This window comes from Enterobacter sp. UPMP2061, from assembly GCF_053709615.1.
In genome coordinates this window covers 192,522-208,492 of sequence record NZ_JBSKJP010000002.1, presented here as the reverse complement: position 1 = coordinate 208,492, position 15,971 = coordinate 192,522, and the positions used below count along the sequence as shown (strand labels likewise).

Genomic DNA, 15,971 nt, shown 5'->3' with positions numbered 1-15,971 from the left:
TTACCCTTCTTTGACTTCAGTTTACGCAATCAGTTTCCCTTGCGGGCCAGAATGTCTGACCCCATTCCGCCATCTGCAATAATTCGTCACAAGGTGTAAACCGTGGACCGTATTGCGAGGCCAGACGTTGCAGGATCGCAACCACTTCACCCGCCCCGAGGGTATCCATATACCGGAACGGGCCGCCAAGAAATGGCGGAAAACCGATACCAAACACGGCGCCGATATCGCCGTCGCGCGCGCTTTTGATCACCTGCTCACCAAAGCAGCGCGCCGCTTCATTGAGCATCATCATCACGCAGCGCTCAGCACACTGAACCGCCGACAGTTTTCCCTGACCCGTGACAGGAATAAGCGTATAAACTGAAGGGTCGACCTGTTTCTTGCTTTTACGCCCTTTCGCGGCGTAAAGATAGAAACCGCGTTCATTTTTTCTGCCTTTGCGATCGTCCTTCAAAATTGCAGAAACAAAGTTTGCAGGCGGCGCAAAACGATCGCCATAAGCCGCTTCCAGCACAGGGATAATCTTAGTCCCCGTATCAATTCCTACCTCATCCAAAAGTTGGATTGGGCCGACGGGGAAGCCAAACTTCACCAGGGCGTCATCGACGTGCTCAATTTTCTCCCCTTCCGTCAGCAACCGCATCGCTTCGTTAATGTACGGCGCCAGAATGCGGTTGACGTAGAAGCCGGCTTTGTCCGCGACCACAATCGGGGTTTTGCCCTGTTTTTTCGCCAGTTTCACCACGGTGGCAATAGTTTGCGGGCTGGTTGTGGCATGCGGGATAACCTCCACCAGCGGCATTTTTTCGACAGGGCTGAAATAGTGCAGCCCTATCACCTGCTCCGGGCGCACGGCTTTCGCCGCGATGTCGCCGATCGGCAAAGACGAGGTGTTTGACGCGAAAATGGTGTGCGGCGCGCAATGCTGTTCAACGTCCGCCACCATCTGCTGCTTAAGGGCGAGATCTTCGAACACGGCTTCAATCACCAGATCGCGGTGTGCAAACCCACTGTAGTCGGTGGCGCCAGTGATCATCGCGAGGGTTTTATCACGCTCACTGGCCTTGATATGGCGGCGCTTCACTTTGCGATCAAGGTTCTGCCAGCTGTACTGCAACGCGTGGTTGATACCCTTAGGGTTGATATCTTTGATACGTACGGGCAATTTGCCTTTGCTGGCGGTGACAAATGCGATGCCGCCGCCCATCAGCCCACCACCCAGAACGCCAACGGCACGCAGCGGAGCCGGTTCAGCTTCACTGCCCGGATCTTTTTTAACCTCCGTGCTGGCAAAGAAAATGCCGCGCAGCGCCTGCGACTGCGGCGTCATCGCCAGCTCGCCAAAGGCTTTCGCTTCCGCAGCATAACCGCTGCTGCTGCCCTGCGATAAACCGGTTTCAATCACCTTCAGAATGCGCGTCGCTGCCGGATAGTTCCCTTTGGTTTTTTGCTCGGTTTTTTTACCCACCATATTGAACAGCAGCGTGCGCCCCAGCGGCCCGGCGAGGATACGCTCGCGCACCGGCAGAGGGCGTTTCGCCTGACGACCTTTCAGCGCCCGCTCAACAGCGGCTTCAAGCAAGATGGCGTGCGGAACGACCTCATCAACCAGACCCGACTTTAACGCCTGACGGGCGCGCAGCTGTTTACCGGTTAAAATCATCTCCAGCGCCGTACTGACGCCTACGAGACGCGGCAGGCGCTGCGTGCCACCTGAACCGGGCAGCAATCCAAGCTGTACCTCCGGCAGTCCGAGTACGGTTTTCGCATCGTCGGTACAAATGCGGCTGTGACAGGCCAGCGCCAGCTCAAGCCCACCGCCCAGGCAGGCCCCGTGGATCGCAGCGACAACGGGTATCGACAGCGCATGGATCTCCGCCATTACCTGCTGCCCCTGACGCGCCAGGTCTTCTGCTTCCTGAACGCTTTTCGCCCGGGCAATCATGTTGATATCGGCCCCGGCAATAAAGTTATCCGGCTTTGCCGAGATAAATACCAGGCCACGTATCGCTTTGTTTTCGCGGATCTGTCTGAGCATCGCACGCACCTGAACGCCGAACTCGGCCTTCAGGGTGTTCATCTTTTCGTCGGGTACATCAATGGTGATAACAGCCACGTTATCAAGGCGAACAGCCAGATTAAATGCAGATGTCGTTTCCATTATTCAGCCTCCAGAACCATTGCTGCACCCAGGCCGCCCGCCGCACAGGCGGTAACGAGACCAAAACCGCCGCCGCGGCGACGCAGCTCGTGCAAAGTCTGGGTTATCATTCTCGCGCCGGTCGCCGCAAAGGGATGGCCGTAGGCGATGGATCCGCCAAGCACGTTAAACTTACTCTGATCCACTTCGCCGGTCGCGTGGGCGCGGCCCAGTACATCGCGCGCGAAGCGCTCGCTTGCCAGCAGCTGAATGTTTGCCAGGGTTTGTGCGGCAAAGGCTTCGTGCATATCTATCAGGGTTAAGTCAGCCAGCCTCAACCCCGCACGCTCCAGCGCCAGCGGCGTGGACCAGGCCGGACCGAGCAGCATGTCCTGCCAGACATCAATGGCGGTAAAGGCGTAGCTACGCAAATAGCCCAGCGGTGTGATGCCAAGCTCTTTTGCCCGGGATTCGGTCATCAGGATCACGGCGGCGGCACCATCCGTCAGTGGCGTACTGTTAGCTGCGGTTACCGTACCGTGTTTACGGTCAAAGGCCGGGCGCAGCTTCGCATAATCCGCCAGCGTGGAGGTGCCGCGAATGTTGTTATCTTCCGCGAGCGGTTCGCGGTAAGGCGGCACATAGGCGGTCATCACTTCGTTGGTCAGTTTGCCCTCCGACCAGGCTTTCGCTGCCAGCTGATGCGAGCGATGCGCCAGTGCATCCTGCTGTTCGCGGGTAATACCGTAGGTTTTTGCCATCTGCTCGGCAGTGTCGCCCATACGCAGGCCGGTGGAGTATTCAGCAACGGCAGGTGGCACGGGCATGAGGTCGCGCAGACGTAAACGCGAGAAGAGTTTGAGCTTCGCACCGGTGGTCCGGGCTTTGTTGGCATCCACGAGGATGCGGGCCAGCTGTTTGCTAACACCGATGGGCAGCACGGATGAGGAATCCGCGCCGCCGGCGATCCCCGCGCGAATGGTCCCCGCCATCAGGCTTTCCGCCACGTTCGCCACCGCCTGGAAACTGGTGGCGCAGGCGCGGCTGACGCTGTATGCGTCGGTGTGAACATTCATGCCGGTGCCCAGCACGATTTCACGTGCGATATTGGGCGCTTCCGGCATTTGCACCACCTGGCCGAAAACCAGTTGCTCAATAACCTCTGGCGGGATCTCGCTGCGAGCCAGCATCTCCCCCACCACCATTTTTCCCAGATCGACAGCCGGTATACCGTGAAACGCGGTTGCCTGACGCGCAAACGGCGTACGTAACCCGCTGACAATGGCAATGCGGTCACCGTGTCGGGTGATAAGCGGTAATGCCTGACTCATAACACTCCCCTGTAAAAAAATTTTGCGCACACATTAAGTGGTCTGACCTGATAATAGTCTTAACTATTTTTTTACATTGAGCCAATCGGGGAAGCGAAAAATTGCGAGCTAAGGCACAGAGAAGAAAAAGAAAATGCCCCTGCATGGCAGAGGCATTTGTGAGATTTGTTGCCGGGTTGCGGCGTTGCCTTACCCGGCCTACACGATCGTAGGCCCGTGCAAAAAGTATTAACGCAGGCCCAGCTGGAAGATCAGAGTTTCTGCTTCGCAGGCGAACACAAAGTCGATATCCAGCCGCACGCCGCCTTCCACTTCCGTGAAGGTGGATTTGATTTCACACGGATCGGATTCGACTTCACGCGCGCGCTGGCTCAGCGCGGCCAGCGTCTCTTCCGCTTCAGCGCGGTTAGGGAATACGCGGCTGTAAGAGGCGGTGCAATCGGTGTTGTCCATAATGGTGCCAACATCCATACAGCAGCAAACCGGGGTTTCATCAGCACTGCATTTACTCATAGCTCAATTTCCTCTGTATTCGCGCAGGGCGCGAGATAAACACGATGCGTCTATTTTACGCCCCCGAACGAGCCCCCTCCAGCCGTTAATGGCGCAAAATCGGATAAGTGAGCAATATCACACTAAAAAATGATCTAAAACAAAATTCCCCTTTTCAGAGGAATCGCACTGGTCACAATTTTGCCAACCAGATCTCGTTTCAAGAAACATATCTGAAAATATTAATAAACAAACTTGCAACATCCCAGCTGGTCAGACCTATACTCTCGCCACTGGTCTGATTTGTAAGTCATACCTCAGACCCTACACTTCGCGCTCCTGTTACGGTATGTAACAATTATTGAATAAAAATAACTCAATGAGGTTATGGTCATGAGCCAGAAAACCCTGTTCAAACAAACTGCTTTAGCAGTTGCAGTGGCAATCGTCTCAACGTCCGCCTGGTCAGCGGGCTTCCAGTTAAACGAATTTTCTTCCTCTGGCCTTGGCCGTGCGTATTCCGGGGAAGGTGCGATTGCCGATGACGCAGGCAACGCGAGTCGTAACCCGGCACTGATCATGATGTTTGATCGCCCTACCTTCTCTGCCGGTGCGGTTTACATCGATCCTGATGTCAACATTTCTGGCAAATCTCAGTTCACCGGCGCAGATCTGAAGGCGGATAACATTGCGCCGACCGCGTGGGTGCCTAACCTGCACTTTGTTGCGCCAATCAATGAACAGTTTGGTTGGGGTGCCTCTGTCACCTCTAACTATGGCCTGGCAACGGAGTTCAATAACAACTATCCGGCCGGGGAATACGGCGGTAAAACCGACCTGACGACCCTGAACCTCAACCTGAGCGGCGCATATCGTCTGAACGATAACTGGAGCTTTGGTCTGGGCTTTGATGCTGTCTACGCCGATGCAAAAATCGAGCGTTACTCCGGGGAGCAAACTGCTGCACTGCCGAAAAACAGCAATAAAATTGCCAGCCTGAAAGGTGATGAATGGGGTTACGGCTGGAACGCCGGTATCCTGTATGAACTGGATAAAAACAACCGCTGGGGTCTGACCTATCGCTCAGAAGTGAAAATTGATTTCGATGGCGATTACAAAAGCGGCATCCTGAGCCCAGTCAACGGTATGGTCCCAGGCGCGGGCACCACCATTCCATGGGGTACCTCGAATCAAACCGTACCGGGTTCACTGTCGCTGCATCTGCCAGAAATGTGGGAAGTGTCAGGTTATAACCGCGTTGCGCCGCAGTGGGCAATTCACTACAGCCTCGCGTATACCAGCTGGAGCCAGTTCGAGGAGCTTAAAGCCACCGGCAGCAACGGCCAGACGCTGTTCTATAAAGACGAAAGCTTCCACGATGCTTACCGTATCGCGCTTGGTACGACCTATTATATGGATGACAACTGGACGTTCCGTACCGGCGTGGCATTTGATGACAGCCCGGTACCGGCCGATAAACGTTCTATCTCCATTCCGGATCAGGACCGTTTCTGGGTGAGTGCGGGGGCAACCTACGCGTTCAACGAGAATGCCTCTATCGACGCGGGCGTGTCGTACATGCATGGCCAGAAGGTGACCTTCCAGGAAGGCCCGTACGAGTTTTCCTCTGAAGGTAAAGCCTGGCTGTTTGGTACCAACTTCAACTACGCGTTCTAATCCCAACACGATTAAAAAAGGTGAGCATTGCTCACCTTTTTTTTTATTCCGAATCGATATCTTTTAATTCGTTCTCGATGGCTTTCGCGTTCGGATTATCTTCCGGCTTCAGCTTACCGCCGTTGGCAATAAAGTCATGGTTCTGGAAGTAGGCCTCGCGGACCATGATGTACGGATCGGAAGACTGACGCAGCAGACCATCAGAATCCAGCAGTTGCGCACGCGTTTCAATTCCTTCCACGGTCCATTTACCAATCGACAGCGGCCAGGTGAGCCATGACAGTACAGGATATAGCGTATCCACCATGTCGCCGCCATCATCACGCACGGTAAAGCTGCCGTAGAATGGCAGGTGCACATACGGACCATAACCTACGCCATAGTGACCCAGCGTGCTGCCGAAACGGTGCGGCTGTTCACGCTGTAATTTCGGGTTCGCCATGCCTGCGACATCAATTAAGCCGCCCATACCCAGCAGGGAGTTCAGGAAGAAGCGGGTGAAATGCACCATCCCCTGATACGGGTCGCCCTGAAGGAAGTAGTTGACCATAACCGCTGGCTCTTCCAGGTTACTGGTAAAGTTGCTCAGCCCGTTACGCGCCGGCTGCGGAACATAGTCACGCCATGCCACGGCAACCGGACGAACCAGATATGGATCCAGCACATTATAGTTAAAGCTGTACATTGAACGGTTAAATCCTTCGAGAGGATCGGAGCGTCCCGTTTGCTCGCCAGAGCTGGCGCAGCCCACAAGCATTGTTACGCCCAGCGCAAGCGCCGACAGCCGAAGCTTCATAAATTTCTCCCTGTTCAATATGGCTATCGTTGAATGCCATCTGTGACGGAGCCTGAGATGCTCCGCCTGAAACGTGCAAGTGATTGTAACAGCACGCTTACCGATGTCTACGAGGACAATGACGACCCGCTCGCGTCATCACGCTAATTTCAGCATAGCCTGTCTTTCGGAATTCGTTTCGCTGGCAATTTTATATTGGCTTTGAAAGAGATGTCTCACCTTTATTGCCATTTTCAGCAATTTAAGAGCATCCCCACGGGGAAAGCGCTAAAAGCCGCTACGCTTAAATGAGCAATTACCCCGAAGGAGCTGTTATGAAAGACATTAGCGAAGAGAAAATTGGTGAAAGCAAAGAGGAACATGAGATTGAAAGCGAGGAGAAAGACCGGGGAGAAGAGATAGAAGTCGATGAAGATCGCCTGCCGTCGCGTGCCATGGCTATTCATGAGCATATTCGCCAGGACGGGGAAAAAGAGATGGAGCGCGACGCGATGGCCCTGCTGTGGTCAGCCATTGCAGCCGGTCTGTCGATGGGTGCCTCTCTGCTCGCCAAAGGGATATTTCACGTTCAGCTGGAAGGCGTACCGGGCGGGTTTTTGCTTGAAAATTTAGGCTACACGTTCGGCTTTATTATCGTCATTATGGCGCGACAGCAGCTTTTTACGGAGAATACCGTCACTGCCGTACTGCCCGTCATGCAAAATCCGACCCTCGGTAATTTCGGTTTACTGATGCGCCTGTGGAGCGTCGTGCTGCTGGGGAACCTGATCGGTACGGGCATAGCCGCCTGGGCGTTCGAGTATATGCCAATATTTGATGAACCGACCCGCGACGCATTTGTGAAAATTGGCATGGATGTGATGAAAAACACGCCGGTTGAAATGTTCTCTAATGCCATAATTTCCGGGTGGATCATCGCCACTATGGTCTGGATGTTCCCGTCAGCGGGTAGCGCGAAAATCGTGGTAATTATCCTGATGACCTGGCTTATCGCACTCGCCGATACCACACACATTGTTGTCGGAACTGTTGAAATCCTTTATCTGGTATTTAACGGCACACTCCACTGGAGCGACTTTTTCTGGCCGTTCGCCCTGCCTACCCTCGCAGGCAACATTTGTGGCGGGACCTTTATCTTTGCGCTGCTGAGCCATGCGCAAATCCGTAACGACATGTCCAACAAGCGTAAGGCCGAGCTTAAGGCTCAGGAAAAAAAGGATAAAACTGCCGAAAAATCGGCGTGAACGGTGACTCTTTGACCAGTCAGGCGGCAATGCGCTTAACGAAAAGTGTAAATAACGCTATACTCTTGCCGCTTCGTCCCCTTAGTTAAATGGATATAACGAGCCCCTCCTAAGGGCTAGTTGCAGGTTCGATTCCTGCAGGGGACACTTCTGTCTTTCCTTACGCCCCCTTCCAAAGCTCCACGCAGTTTCGGCCACGCCGTTTCGCGCCGTATAAGGCTTCATCCGCCGCCTGAATCAATCGCTCGTAATCGGGATGCCCGTTGAACATCGCAACGCCTATCGAGAGGGAGAGCGGGATAATATCGCCGGTTGGGGAGTTAACCTTGATTTTTTCCACCCGCCTGCGGATACGCTCGGCAATTCGCAGCGCGTCCACCTCTGAGATTTCCGTTAGTACAATCAGAAATTCATCGCCGCCGTAGCGAAAAACGTAATCACAGGTTCGCACGTTGTCGTAGAACGCGCCGGAGACTTTTCGCAGGATCTCGTCCCCGGTATTGTGCCACCAGGTATCGTTGATTTGTTTAAATTTGTCGACGTCAATCAGCAGCGTCGAGAGCTTTGTTCCCGCCCGGGTGGCGTGCAGGATTTCGCGTTTGAAGATGGTTGGCAGGAAACGGCGATTCAACAGGCGGGTCAGGACATCAACCCCCACCTCGTGTCGCGACACTTCGTCAAACAGTTCGCGCAAAAGCGTGATGATTTGCGAGAGGGTATTACGCATTCGCTGCAAGAATTTATCCCGCTGCGCTTTATCACTCAGACCCTGCCCTGTAAGACGGACCTCGTTAAAAAGGTCATCGAATTCCTGAATCAGACGAGAGATATGACCGGCCTCAGCGATGCCGCTGAAATAGTGCCGACCTTTATGGCTAAACCACAGTCCAAATTCAGACTGCCCCAGCGGCAGACTGTTGCCGATACTGGAATTAAGCGTGATCTTATACAGAAGCACCATTTCCCATGACAGCAGCGCCGCGGTCTGTCTCTCCTTCTCCTCTTCTGCGTTCTCCATTAAGGAAAAGATGCGATAATTTTCGTCCTCTTTCGCCGCATTGTTCTCGCTAAATACATAGGCCCGCGACATCACTTCCATGGCCAGATCGATACTATTTATCGCGTAGTGATAAATATGCAGCTTCACCTCAGGCGAATGGGCGCTGGTAGTAATGACAGGTAACAGCAGCTTTTTCAGAACACGGAAGCCCATTTCAACTAAATCAACCGAAATACCAATACGGGCATGAACATCCGCCGCGCGCTGCTGCGCCCGCATCTGCTCTTCAACCTGCTCCACACGGCATGAGAGCACATCAATAAGCCAGCGACGAAGCGCCTCCTGAAGCTGCCTCTCCACCTGTTCGGTGGTCAGGAATTCAGCTGCCGATGGATCTGCCAGCACAACACGATAGAATTCAGCGACCAGTGGCATTGCATTATCCCTGGCAAGCTCAGTCGCAAGCCGATGCACATCGGGATCGGTTTCATTAATCAGCTTCACCCACTCTTCTTTCACCGTTTGCAGGTAGGTTTCCATGGTCTGCACCTTCAGGAGACATGCGGGAACGCAGATTTAACAATAGCAAAATCAAACCACTCCGCAATTGCCGCTTTTTTAAACAAAAACGAGTGATAGCTCATAATGTATAACGGTGCTACATTATGCCGCCCACCCAAGTCAGCAATGGCCAGGCAACGTCGTAAAGAACGGTAAAGCCTGCAACCATGACCTCGTCCTACGGTCTCAATGGCACGTGGTATCGCGAAGTCTGCGCTACCTTCACAGGCTTCACATAGGTTCCACTATTTTGTCTCAATCCAAATTTCAGCGGGCGTTTCTGCACCCGCGCTACTGGTTTACATGGTTCGGCCTTGGCGTGCTTTGGCTGCTGGTTCAACTTCCATATCCCGTGATCCGTTTCCTGGGTTCTAAGCTCGGCAGCGCATCGCGTTACTTTCTTAAGCGTCGTGAATCCATTGCCCGAAAAAATCTCGAACTTTGCTTTCCGCATTACAATGCCCAGCAGCGCGAAACGCTGATTGCGGAAAACTTTAAATCTATCGGTATGGCACTGCTTGAAACCGGTATGGCCTGGTTCTGGCCAGACGAGCGTGTCCGTAAATGGTTTGACGTGGAAGGCCTGGATAACCTGAAACGTGCCCAGATGCAAAACCGCGGCGTGATGGTTGTGGGTGTGCATTTTATGTCGCTTGAGCTGGGCGGCCGCGTTATGGGTCTTTGTCAGCCGATGATGGCAACCTATCGCCCGCATAACAGCGCGCTGATGGAATGGGTACAAACGCGGGGCCGCATGCGTTCAAATAAGGCGATGATCAGCCGTAACAATCTCCGCGGTATGGTTGGCGCCCTGAAAAAAGGTGAAGCCGTCTGGTTTGCCCCGGATCAGGACTACGGTCCTAAAGGCAGCAGTTTTGCCCCTTTCTTTGCGGTTAAAGATGTCGCTACGACGAACGGTACCTTTGTGATTTCACGTCTCTCAGGCGCCGCGATGTTGACGGTGACCATGGTCAGAAAAGCGGATAAGTCAGGCTATCGTCTGCACATCTCCCCAGAGATGGCGAACTATCCTGAAGATGAGAGTGAAGCCGCGACCTTTATCAATAAGGTGATTGAGCTTGAAATTATGCGTGCGCCTGAGCAGTATCTGTGGATGCACCGCCGCTTTAAAACCCGCCCCCTGGGCGAAGCCTCGCTCTATATCTGACCCCTTTCGAAGGTTAGTTTCGCTAAGAAACTAACCTTTTCAAACACCTGTAATCGCAGTGCGTAACGGTTTTCTTTGACCGTCGCTCAACAGGCATTTATTGCGTACCGAAATCAAACTGTCGCCGTTCCACGACACTCGTAAGTGTAGGAAATTATTTAAAAAAATGCCTCTTGTCACTCCTGAAATTTAGGCGTACATTAGCGCCGTCTGGCGACAGGAAAGCACAGAATTCAGAGCTGAAGTTAGCGACGTAACGGGATAATTCCGATTTCCCCTTTCGCATGATTTCAACTCTCTATACTCAGTTGGACTCTGTTTTTTTAATGCGTACCGGAAGATACGCGGAGCGATGAAACGTGAAATATTTCTTTATGGGCATTTCGGTTATTGTTTTAGTTTGGGCCGGAACGTTTGCTCTGATGATCTAGTTAAGAAAATGCAGTCAAAAAAACAGGCGCCGTTGGCGCCTGTTTTTTTTGGTGTCCGTTACGACTCGGGTTGTTCCGCAACACTCTTCGCTGCAAGCAGGCCATCCGCGCGGAACATGCTTTTAATGCCCCGCACTGCCTGACGGATACGGTCGCTGTTTTCAATCAGCGCGAAACGCACGTGCGTGTCACCGTAGTCACCAAAGCCAATGCCTGGAGAGACGCAAACCTTGGCGTCCTGAAGCAGTTTTTTGGCAAATTCCAGAGAACCCATCGCCGCATACGGCTCAGGGATTTTCGCCCAGACGTACATAGAGGCTTTTGGCATTTCCACCATCCAGCCTGCTTCATGAAGCCCTTTTACCAGCACATCACGGCGGCGTTTGTACTGAGCGGCAATATCGAGCACGCATTGCTGATCCCCTTCCAGCGCCGCGATGGCCGCGACCTGTAACGGCGTAAAGGTGCCATAGTCATGGTAGCTTTTAATACGCGCCAGGGCGCTCACCAGCGTTTTGTTTCCCACCATAAAACCAATTCGCCAGCCCGCCATGTTGTAGCTTTTCGACAGGGTGAAAAACTCAACCGCCACATCACGAGCACCCGGTACCTGCATAATTGACGGCGCTTTCCAGCCATCATAAACGATATCGGCGTAGGCGAGATCGTGTACCACCAGCACGTCGTAACGCTTAGCCAGCGCGACCACTCTCTCGAAGAATTCGAGTTCAACGCATTGTGCCGTTGGGTTTGACGGGAAACCGAGGATCATCATTTTCGGCTTCGGATAGCTTTCACGAATCGCCCGTTCCAGCTCGTTAAAGAAGTCGACGCCTTCCACCAGCGGGACAGAACGCACCTGCGCGCCGGCAATCACCGCCCCATAGATGTGAATGGGGTAGCTCGGATTCGGCACCAGTACGGTATCGCCGTGATCCAGCGTCGCCAGCATCAGGTGGGCCAGCCCCTCTTTGGAGCCAATGGTCACAATCGCTTCACTTTCAGGATCGATATCGACCTGATAACGATCCTGATACCAGCGGGAGATCGCCCGACGTAAGCGTGGAATGCCGCGTGAGGTGGAATACCCATGGGTATCAGGACGCTGCGCAACCGTGCAGAGTTTCTCAACGATATGCGGCGGCGTTGGGCCGTCAGGGTTACCCATACTGAAATCGATAATGTCTTCGCCGCGCCGACGCGCAGCCATTTTCAGTTCAGCAGTGATATTGAAAACATAAGGGGGGAGACGATCGATACGCGTAAAACGGCGTTCAGGACTGAATTCAGCCATAGATTCCTCAGAGTCACGTTAGCGCCCGGACCGTCCGAGCGACGCTGCCACCTGTGTGGCGTGCTTAGAAAATAACCTGAAGAAAAAGACGCTGTCGAGAGGATAACGGCAAAACAATATTTTGCGCTAAAACGGGAATGCGATTGCAGTGAAAAGCGGAACTCTTATCGCGAACGGGCAGTTTTAAGCGCTACGATTTAACACAATATTTTCAGTATCGTTACCTGACGTTTCTTCCCAAACGGAAAAGCACCGGCTTTCAGTCAAAAGCCAGCAATCCCCTTTGAGAATTATGGTTTTTCCCCATTTGATAAATCTGATGGATAGCTGGTCATCAGGCCCTATGTTTTCTATCATAGATTTTTCCCGTTTTCCCAGGCCTGACCGTGCACGAAATCTTCAATATGCTCCTGGCGGTGTTCGACCGCGCGGCATTAATGCTGATCTGTCTCTTTTTCCTTATCCGCATCCGCTTGTTCCGCGAACTGTTGCATAAATCTGCCCATTCGCCAAAAGAGCTGCTGGCCGTCACGTTTATCTTTTCGATGTTTGCCCTGTTCAGCACCTGGTCCGGCGTGCCGGTAGAAGGCTCGCTGGTGAACGTGCGCATTATCGCCGTCATGTCGGGCGGGATCCTCTTTGGTCCCTGGGTCGGGATTATCACAGGCATTATCGCCGGCACCCATCGGTACCTGATTGATATTGGCGGCGTGACGGCCGTCCCCTGCTTTATCACCAGCATTATTGCCGGGCTGCTCTCGGGCTGGATTAACCGAAAAATCCCGAAAAAGCAGCACTGGCGTGCGGGGATTATCGCGGGGATGGTCTGCGAAACGCTGACCATGATCCTGGTCATCGTCTGGGCGCCAACCGTTGCGCTGGGGCTGGATATCGTCTCGAAGATCGGTATTCCGATGATCCTCGGGAGCGTCTGTATCGGTTTTATCGTGCTGCTGGTGCAAAGCGTGGAGGGCGAAAAAGAGGCCAGCGCCGCGCGTCAGGCCAAACTGGCGCTGGACATCGCCAACAAGACGCTGCCCCTTTTCCGGCACGTTAACGCCGAATCTTTACGTCAGGTTTGCGACATCATCCGCCGTGATATTCACGCCGATGCGGTCGCCATCACCAATATTGACCACGTGCTGGCTTACGTTGGCGTCGGTGAGCACAATTATCGCGACAGCGACGACACCATCAGCCCGACCACCAGACAGGCGATTAACTACGGAAAAATCATCATTAAAAACAATGATGAAGCCCACCGGACGCCAGAGATCCACTCAATGCTGGTGATCCCGCTGTGGGAAAAAGGCGTGGTCACGGGGACGCTGAAAATTTACTACTGCCATGCGCACCAAATCACCTCCTCGCTCCAGGAGATGGCGATTGGCCTGTCGCAGATTATCTCCACTCAACTTGAGGTTTCGCGTGCAGAGCAGCTGCGCGAGATGGCAAATAAGGCAGAGCTGCGCGCCCTGCAAAGCAAGATCAATCCCCATTTCCTGTTTAACGCGCTGAACGCTATCTCCTCTTCCATCCGTCTGAATCCGGATACCGCGCGGCAGCTGATATTTAATCTGTCGCGCTATCTGCGCTACAACATTGAGCTAAATGACGACGAGCAGATCGACATCAAAAAAGAGCTGTATCAAATCAAGGATTACATCGCCATCGAGCAGGCACGCTTTGGCGATAAGCTCACGGTCATTTACGATATTGATGAAGAGGTCAGCTGCGTGATCCCAAGCCTGCTGATCCAGCCTCTGGTGGAAAACGCCATTGTTCACGGTATTCAGCCGTGTAAAGGCAAAGGCGTAGTAACGATTAGCGTGACGGAAAGCGGTAACCGCGTGCGCATCGCCGTGCGCGATACCGGGCACGGCATCGATCCGAAAGTCATCGAGCGCGTCAAATCAAACGAAATGCCGGGCAACAAGATCGGACTGCTGAATGTGCATCACCGGGTCAAACTGCTGTACGGTGACGGGCTGCATATTCACCGTCTTGAGCCGGGCACCGAAATTGCCTTTTATGTTCCGAATGAGCGAACGCCCGTGAATGCCCCGATATCCTTGTTGCCGTAGGCCGGAGTAACAGATGAAAGTCATCATCGTAGAAGATGAATTTCTGGCTCAACAGGAGTTGAGCTGGCTTATCAAAACCCACAGCCAAATGGAGATTGTTGGCTGTTTTGAGGATGGTCTGGACGTGCTGAAATTTTTACAGCATAACCGGGTCGACGCGATATTCCTCGATATTAATATTCCGTCGCTGGACGGCGTCCTGCTGGCGCAAAATATCAATCAATTCGCCCACAAGCCGTTTATTGTGTTTGTCACCGCGTGGAAAGAGCATGCCGTGGAAGCCTTCGAGCTTGAGGCGTTTGACTATATTCTCAAGCCGTACCAGGAGTCGCGTATTATCAGCATGCTGCATAAGCTGGAAGCCGCGTGGCAGCAGCAAGCATTACCCGCCAGTGCCAGCCCGGTAGCGCGGGAAAACGACACGATTAATCTGGTGAAGGACGAACGGATCATCGTCACGCCTGTCGACGATATTTACTATGCCGAAGCGCATGAAAAAATGACGTTTGTCTATACGCGGCGTGAATCCTACGTCATGGCGATGAACATCACCGAATTCTGCAATAAACTCCCGGCCGCTCACTTCTTCCGCTGCCACCGCTCGTTCTGCGTCAACCTGAACAAGATCCGCGAAATCGAACCCTGGTTTAATAACACCTATATTTTGCGGCTGAAGGATCTGGATTTCCAGGTGCCGGTAAGCCGCAGCAGAGTGAAAGAGTTCCGCCAGCTCATGCACCTGTAGCGCGTTCCCTCTCCCGCAGGAGAGGGGAATGAGCATCAGAGGATCTGACCCAGTACCTGACGCAGATGCGCCCCGGAGCCCAGTAAGCCTGGGTTGTCGTGGACAATCAGGTAAACAGGAATGTCCTGGACATAGCTCCTGAAGCGGCCTTTGTCTTCGAAGCCGCCACGGAAGCCGGAGGCGGTAAAGAAATCGAGGAAGCGCGGCACGATCCCGCCCGCAATATAGACCCCGCCAAAGGTGCCAAGGTTCAGCGCCAGGTTGCCGCCAAAACGCCCCATGATGACGCAGAACAGCGACAAAGCACGGCGGCAGTCAATACAGCTGTCGGCCAGCGCGCGTTCGGTCACATCTTTAGGTTGCAGATTTTCCGGCAGACGACCGTCTGATTTTACAATCGCCCGATACAGGTTCACCAGGCCCGGGCCAGAAAGCACCCGCTCGGCCGACACGTGCCCAATCTCGGCGCGTAGCTCCTCCAGAATAATGCCCTCTTCTTCGCTGTTCGGCGCAAAATCCACGTGACCGCCTTCGCCCGGCAGGCTGACCCAGCGTTTGTCGACGTGGACCAGGTGCGCCACCCCCAGGCCGGTGCCTGCGCCGTAAACGGCAATCGGTTTGCCTTCAACCGGGGCCGTACCGCCGAACTGAATCAGATGCTCTGGTTTAAGCATTGGGATAGCCATGGAAACCGCAGTGAAGTCGTTGATAATTTCAAGGTGCGAGAAGCCGAGGTTTTTCCGCATTTCGGCAATTGAGAAGGCCCACGTATGGTTGGTCATCGCCACCCAGTCGCCGGTGATCGGACAGGCAATAGCGATACAACCGTCTTCAACGCTCACTTTATGCTCTTCCAGATAGACGCGAACCACCGCTTCCAGGCTTGGGTAATCCAGCCCTGAATAGGTTTTCGCCTGAGAAATTTCACCGCTGTTCACATCGCACAGGGCAAGGCGCGCGTTGGTGCCGCCTACATCACCTACCAAAGCATACTTTGTCATTCTT

Annotated in this window: 13 protein-coding genes and 1 tRNA gene; 7 read left to right on the top strand and 7 right to left on the bottom strand. The window is 53.6% G+C overall.

The annotated features are described in order from the left end of the window. Positions 1 to 16: 16 nt before the first annotated feature. The 3 genes from fadJ to ACWKXX_RS06530 all read right to left on the bottom strand — a co-directional run bounded on the left by fadJ (position 17) and on the right by ACWKXX_RS06530 (position 3,987). On the bottom strand, positions 17 to 2,164 hold the full coding sequence (fadJ, locus tag ACWKXX_RS06540) for a fatty acid oxidation complex subunit alpha FadJ (protein WP_032102745.1): 2,148 nt from the start codon (positions 2,162 to 2,164) through the stop codon (positions 17 to 19). Further along, positions 2,164 to 3,474, bottom strand: coding sequence for an acetyl-CoA C-acyltransferase FadI (gene fadI / locus ACWKXX_RS06535; protein WP_086524684.1), 1,311 nt, complete (start codon positions 3,472 to 3,474; stop codon positions 2,164 to 2,166). The genes fadJ and fadI overlap by 1 nt, the downstream gene beginning before the upstream one ends. A gap of 228 nt (positions 3,475 to 3,702) precedes the next feature. Beyond that, complete coding sequence (locus tag ACWKXX_RS06530) at positions 3,703 to 3,987, bottom strand: YfcZ/YiiS family protein (protein ID WP_017383455.1); 285 nt, start codon at positions 3,985 to 3,987, stop codon at positions 3,703 to 3,705. A 372-nt stretch (positions 3,988 to 4,359) separates the two neighbouring features. On the opposite strand from ACWKXX_RS06530, the gene fadL reads away from it, so the two are divergent. After that, a complete protein-coding gene (gene fadL, locus ACWKXX_RS06525; protein WP_017383456.1) occupies positions 4,360 to 5,643 on the top strand; it encodes a long-chain fatty acid transporter FadL in 1,284 nt (427 codons plus the stop codon). A gap of 43 nt (positions 5,644 to 5,686) precedes the next feature. Here fadL and mlaA read toward each other — a convergent pair whose 3' ends face one another. Then, positions 5,687 to 6,439 carry a phospholipid-binding lipoprotein MlaA gene (mlaA, locus tag ACWKXX_RS06520; RefSeq protein ID WP_003861365.1) on the bottom strand — a complete coding sequence of 251 codons (753 nt, stop codon included), beginning with the start codon at positions 6,437 to 6,439 and terminating at the stop codon, positions 5,687 to 5,689. A gap of 314 nt (positions 6,440 to 6,753) precedes the next feature. Between mlaA and ACWKXX_RS06515 the strand changes: the two genes are divergently transcribed. Further along, entirely contained in the window at positions 6,754 to 7,683 is a 930-nt protein-coding gene (locus ACWKXX_RS06515) for a formate/nitrite transporter family protein (RefSeq protein ID WP_017383457.1), read from the top strand. A gap of 75 nt (positions 7,684 to 7,758) precedes the next feature. Then, positions 7,759 to 7,830 (top strand) — tRNA-Arg (locus ACWKXX_RS06510). 13 nt (positions 7,831 to 7,843) lie between these two features. Here ACWKXX_RS06510 and ACWKXX_RS06505 read toward each other — a convergent pair. Continuing rightward, on the bottom strand, positions 7,844 to 9,223 hold the full coding sequence (locus ACWKXX_RS06505; protein ID WP_261666089.1) for a diguanylate cyclase: 1,380 nt from the start codon (positions 9,221 to 9,223) through the stop codon (positions 7,844 to 7,846). Positions 9,224 to 9,491: 268 nt separating this feature from the next. Between ACWKXX_RS06505 and lpxP the strand changes: the two genes are divergently transcribed. Both lpxP and ypdK read left to right on the top strand, forming a co-directional pair. Further along, complete coding sequence (gene lpxP, locus ACWKXX_RS06500; RefSeq protein WP_110871608.1) at positions 9,492 to 10,412, top strand: kdo(2)-lipid IV(A) palmitoleoyltransferase; 921 nt, start codon at positions 9,492 to 9,494, stop codon at positions 10,410 to 10,412. A 359-nt stretch (positions 10,413 to 10,771) separates the two neighbouring features. Further along, positions 10,772 to 10,843 carry a membrane protein YpdK gene (ypdK, locus tag ACWKXX_RS06495; RefSeq protein WP_099458937.1) on the top strand — a complete coding sequence of 24 codons (72 nt, stop codon included), beginning with the start codon at positions 10,772 to 10,774 and terminating at the stop codon, positions 10,841 to 10,843. A 58-nt stretch (positions 10,844 to 10,901) separates the two neighbouring features. On the opposite strand, the gene alaC is transcribed toward ypdK, so the two are convergent. Next, the gene (alaC, locus tag ACWKXX_RS06490; RefSeq protein WP_023304168.1) at positions 10,902 to 12,137 is read right to left on the bottom strand and encodes an alanine transaminase; all 1,236 of its coding nucleotides are present in this window, start codon (positions 12,135 to 12,137) and stop codon (positions 10,902 to 10,904) included. Positions 12,138 to 12,523: 386 nt separating this feature from the next. On the opposite strand from alaC, the gene ACWKXX_RS06485 reads away from it, so the two are divergent. Both ACWKXX_RS06485 and ACWKXX_RS06480 read left to right on the top strand, forming a co-directional pair. Then, complete coding sequence (locus ACWKXX_RS06485; protein ID WP_032619300.1) at positions 12,524 to 14,221, top strand: sensor histidine kinase; 1,698 nt, start codon at positions 12,524 to 12,526, stop codon at positions 14,219 to 14,221. A gap of 13 nt (positions 14,222 to 14,234) precedes the next feature. Further along, positions 14,235 to 14,966 (top strand): LytR/AlgR family response regulator transcription factor, encoded by a 732-nt coding sequence (locus tag ACWKXX_RS06480; RefSeq protein WP_015572237.1) that lies wholly within the window; start codon positions 14,235 to 14,237, stop codon positions 14,964 to 14,966. A gap of 35 nt (positions 14,967 to 15,001) precedes the next feature. Here ACWKXX_RS06480 and glk read toward each other — a convergent pair whose 3' ends face one another. Continuing rightward, positions 15,002 to 15,967 carry a glucokinase gene (gene glk / locus ACWKXX_RS06475; protein ID WP_003861352.1) on the bottom strand — a complete coding sequence of 322 codons (966 nt, stop codon included), beginning with the start codon at positions 15,965 to 15,967 and terminating at the stop codon, positions 15,002 to 15,004. Positions 15,968 to 15,971: the final 4 nt, after the last annotated feature.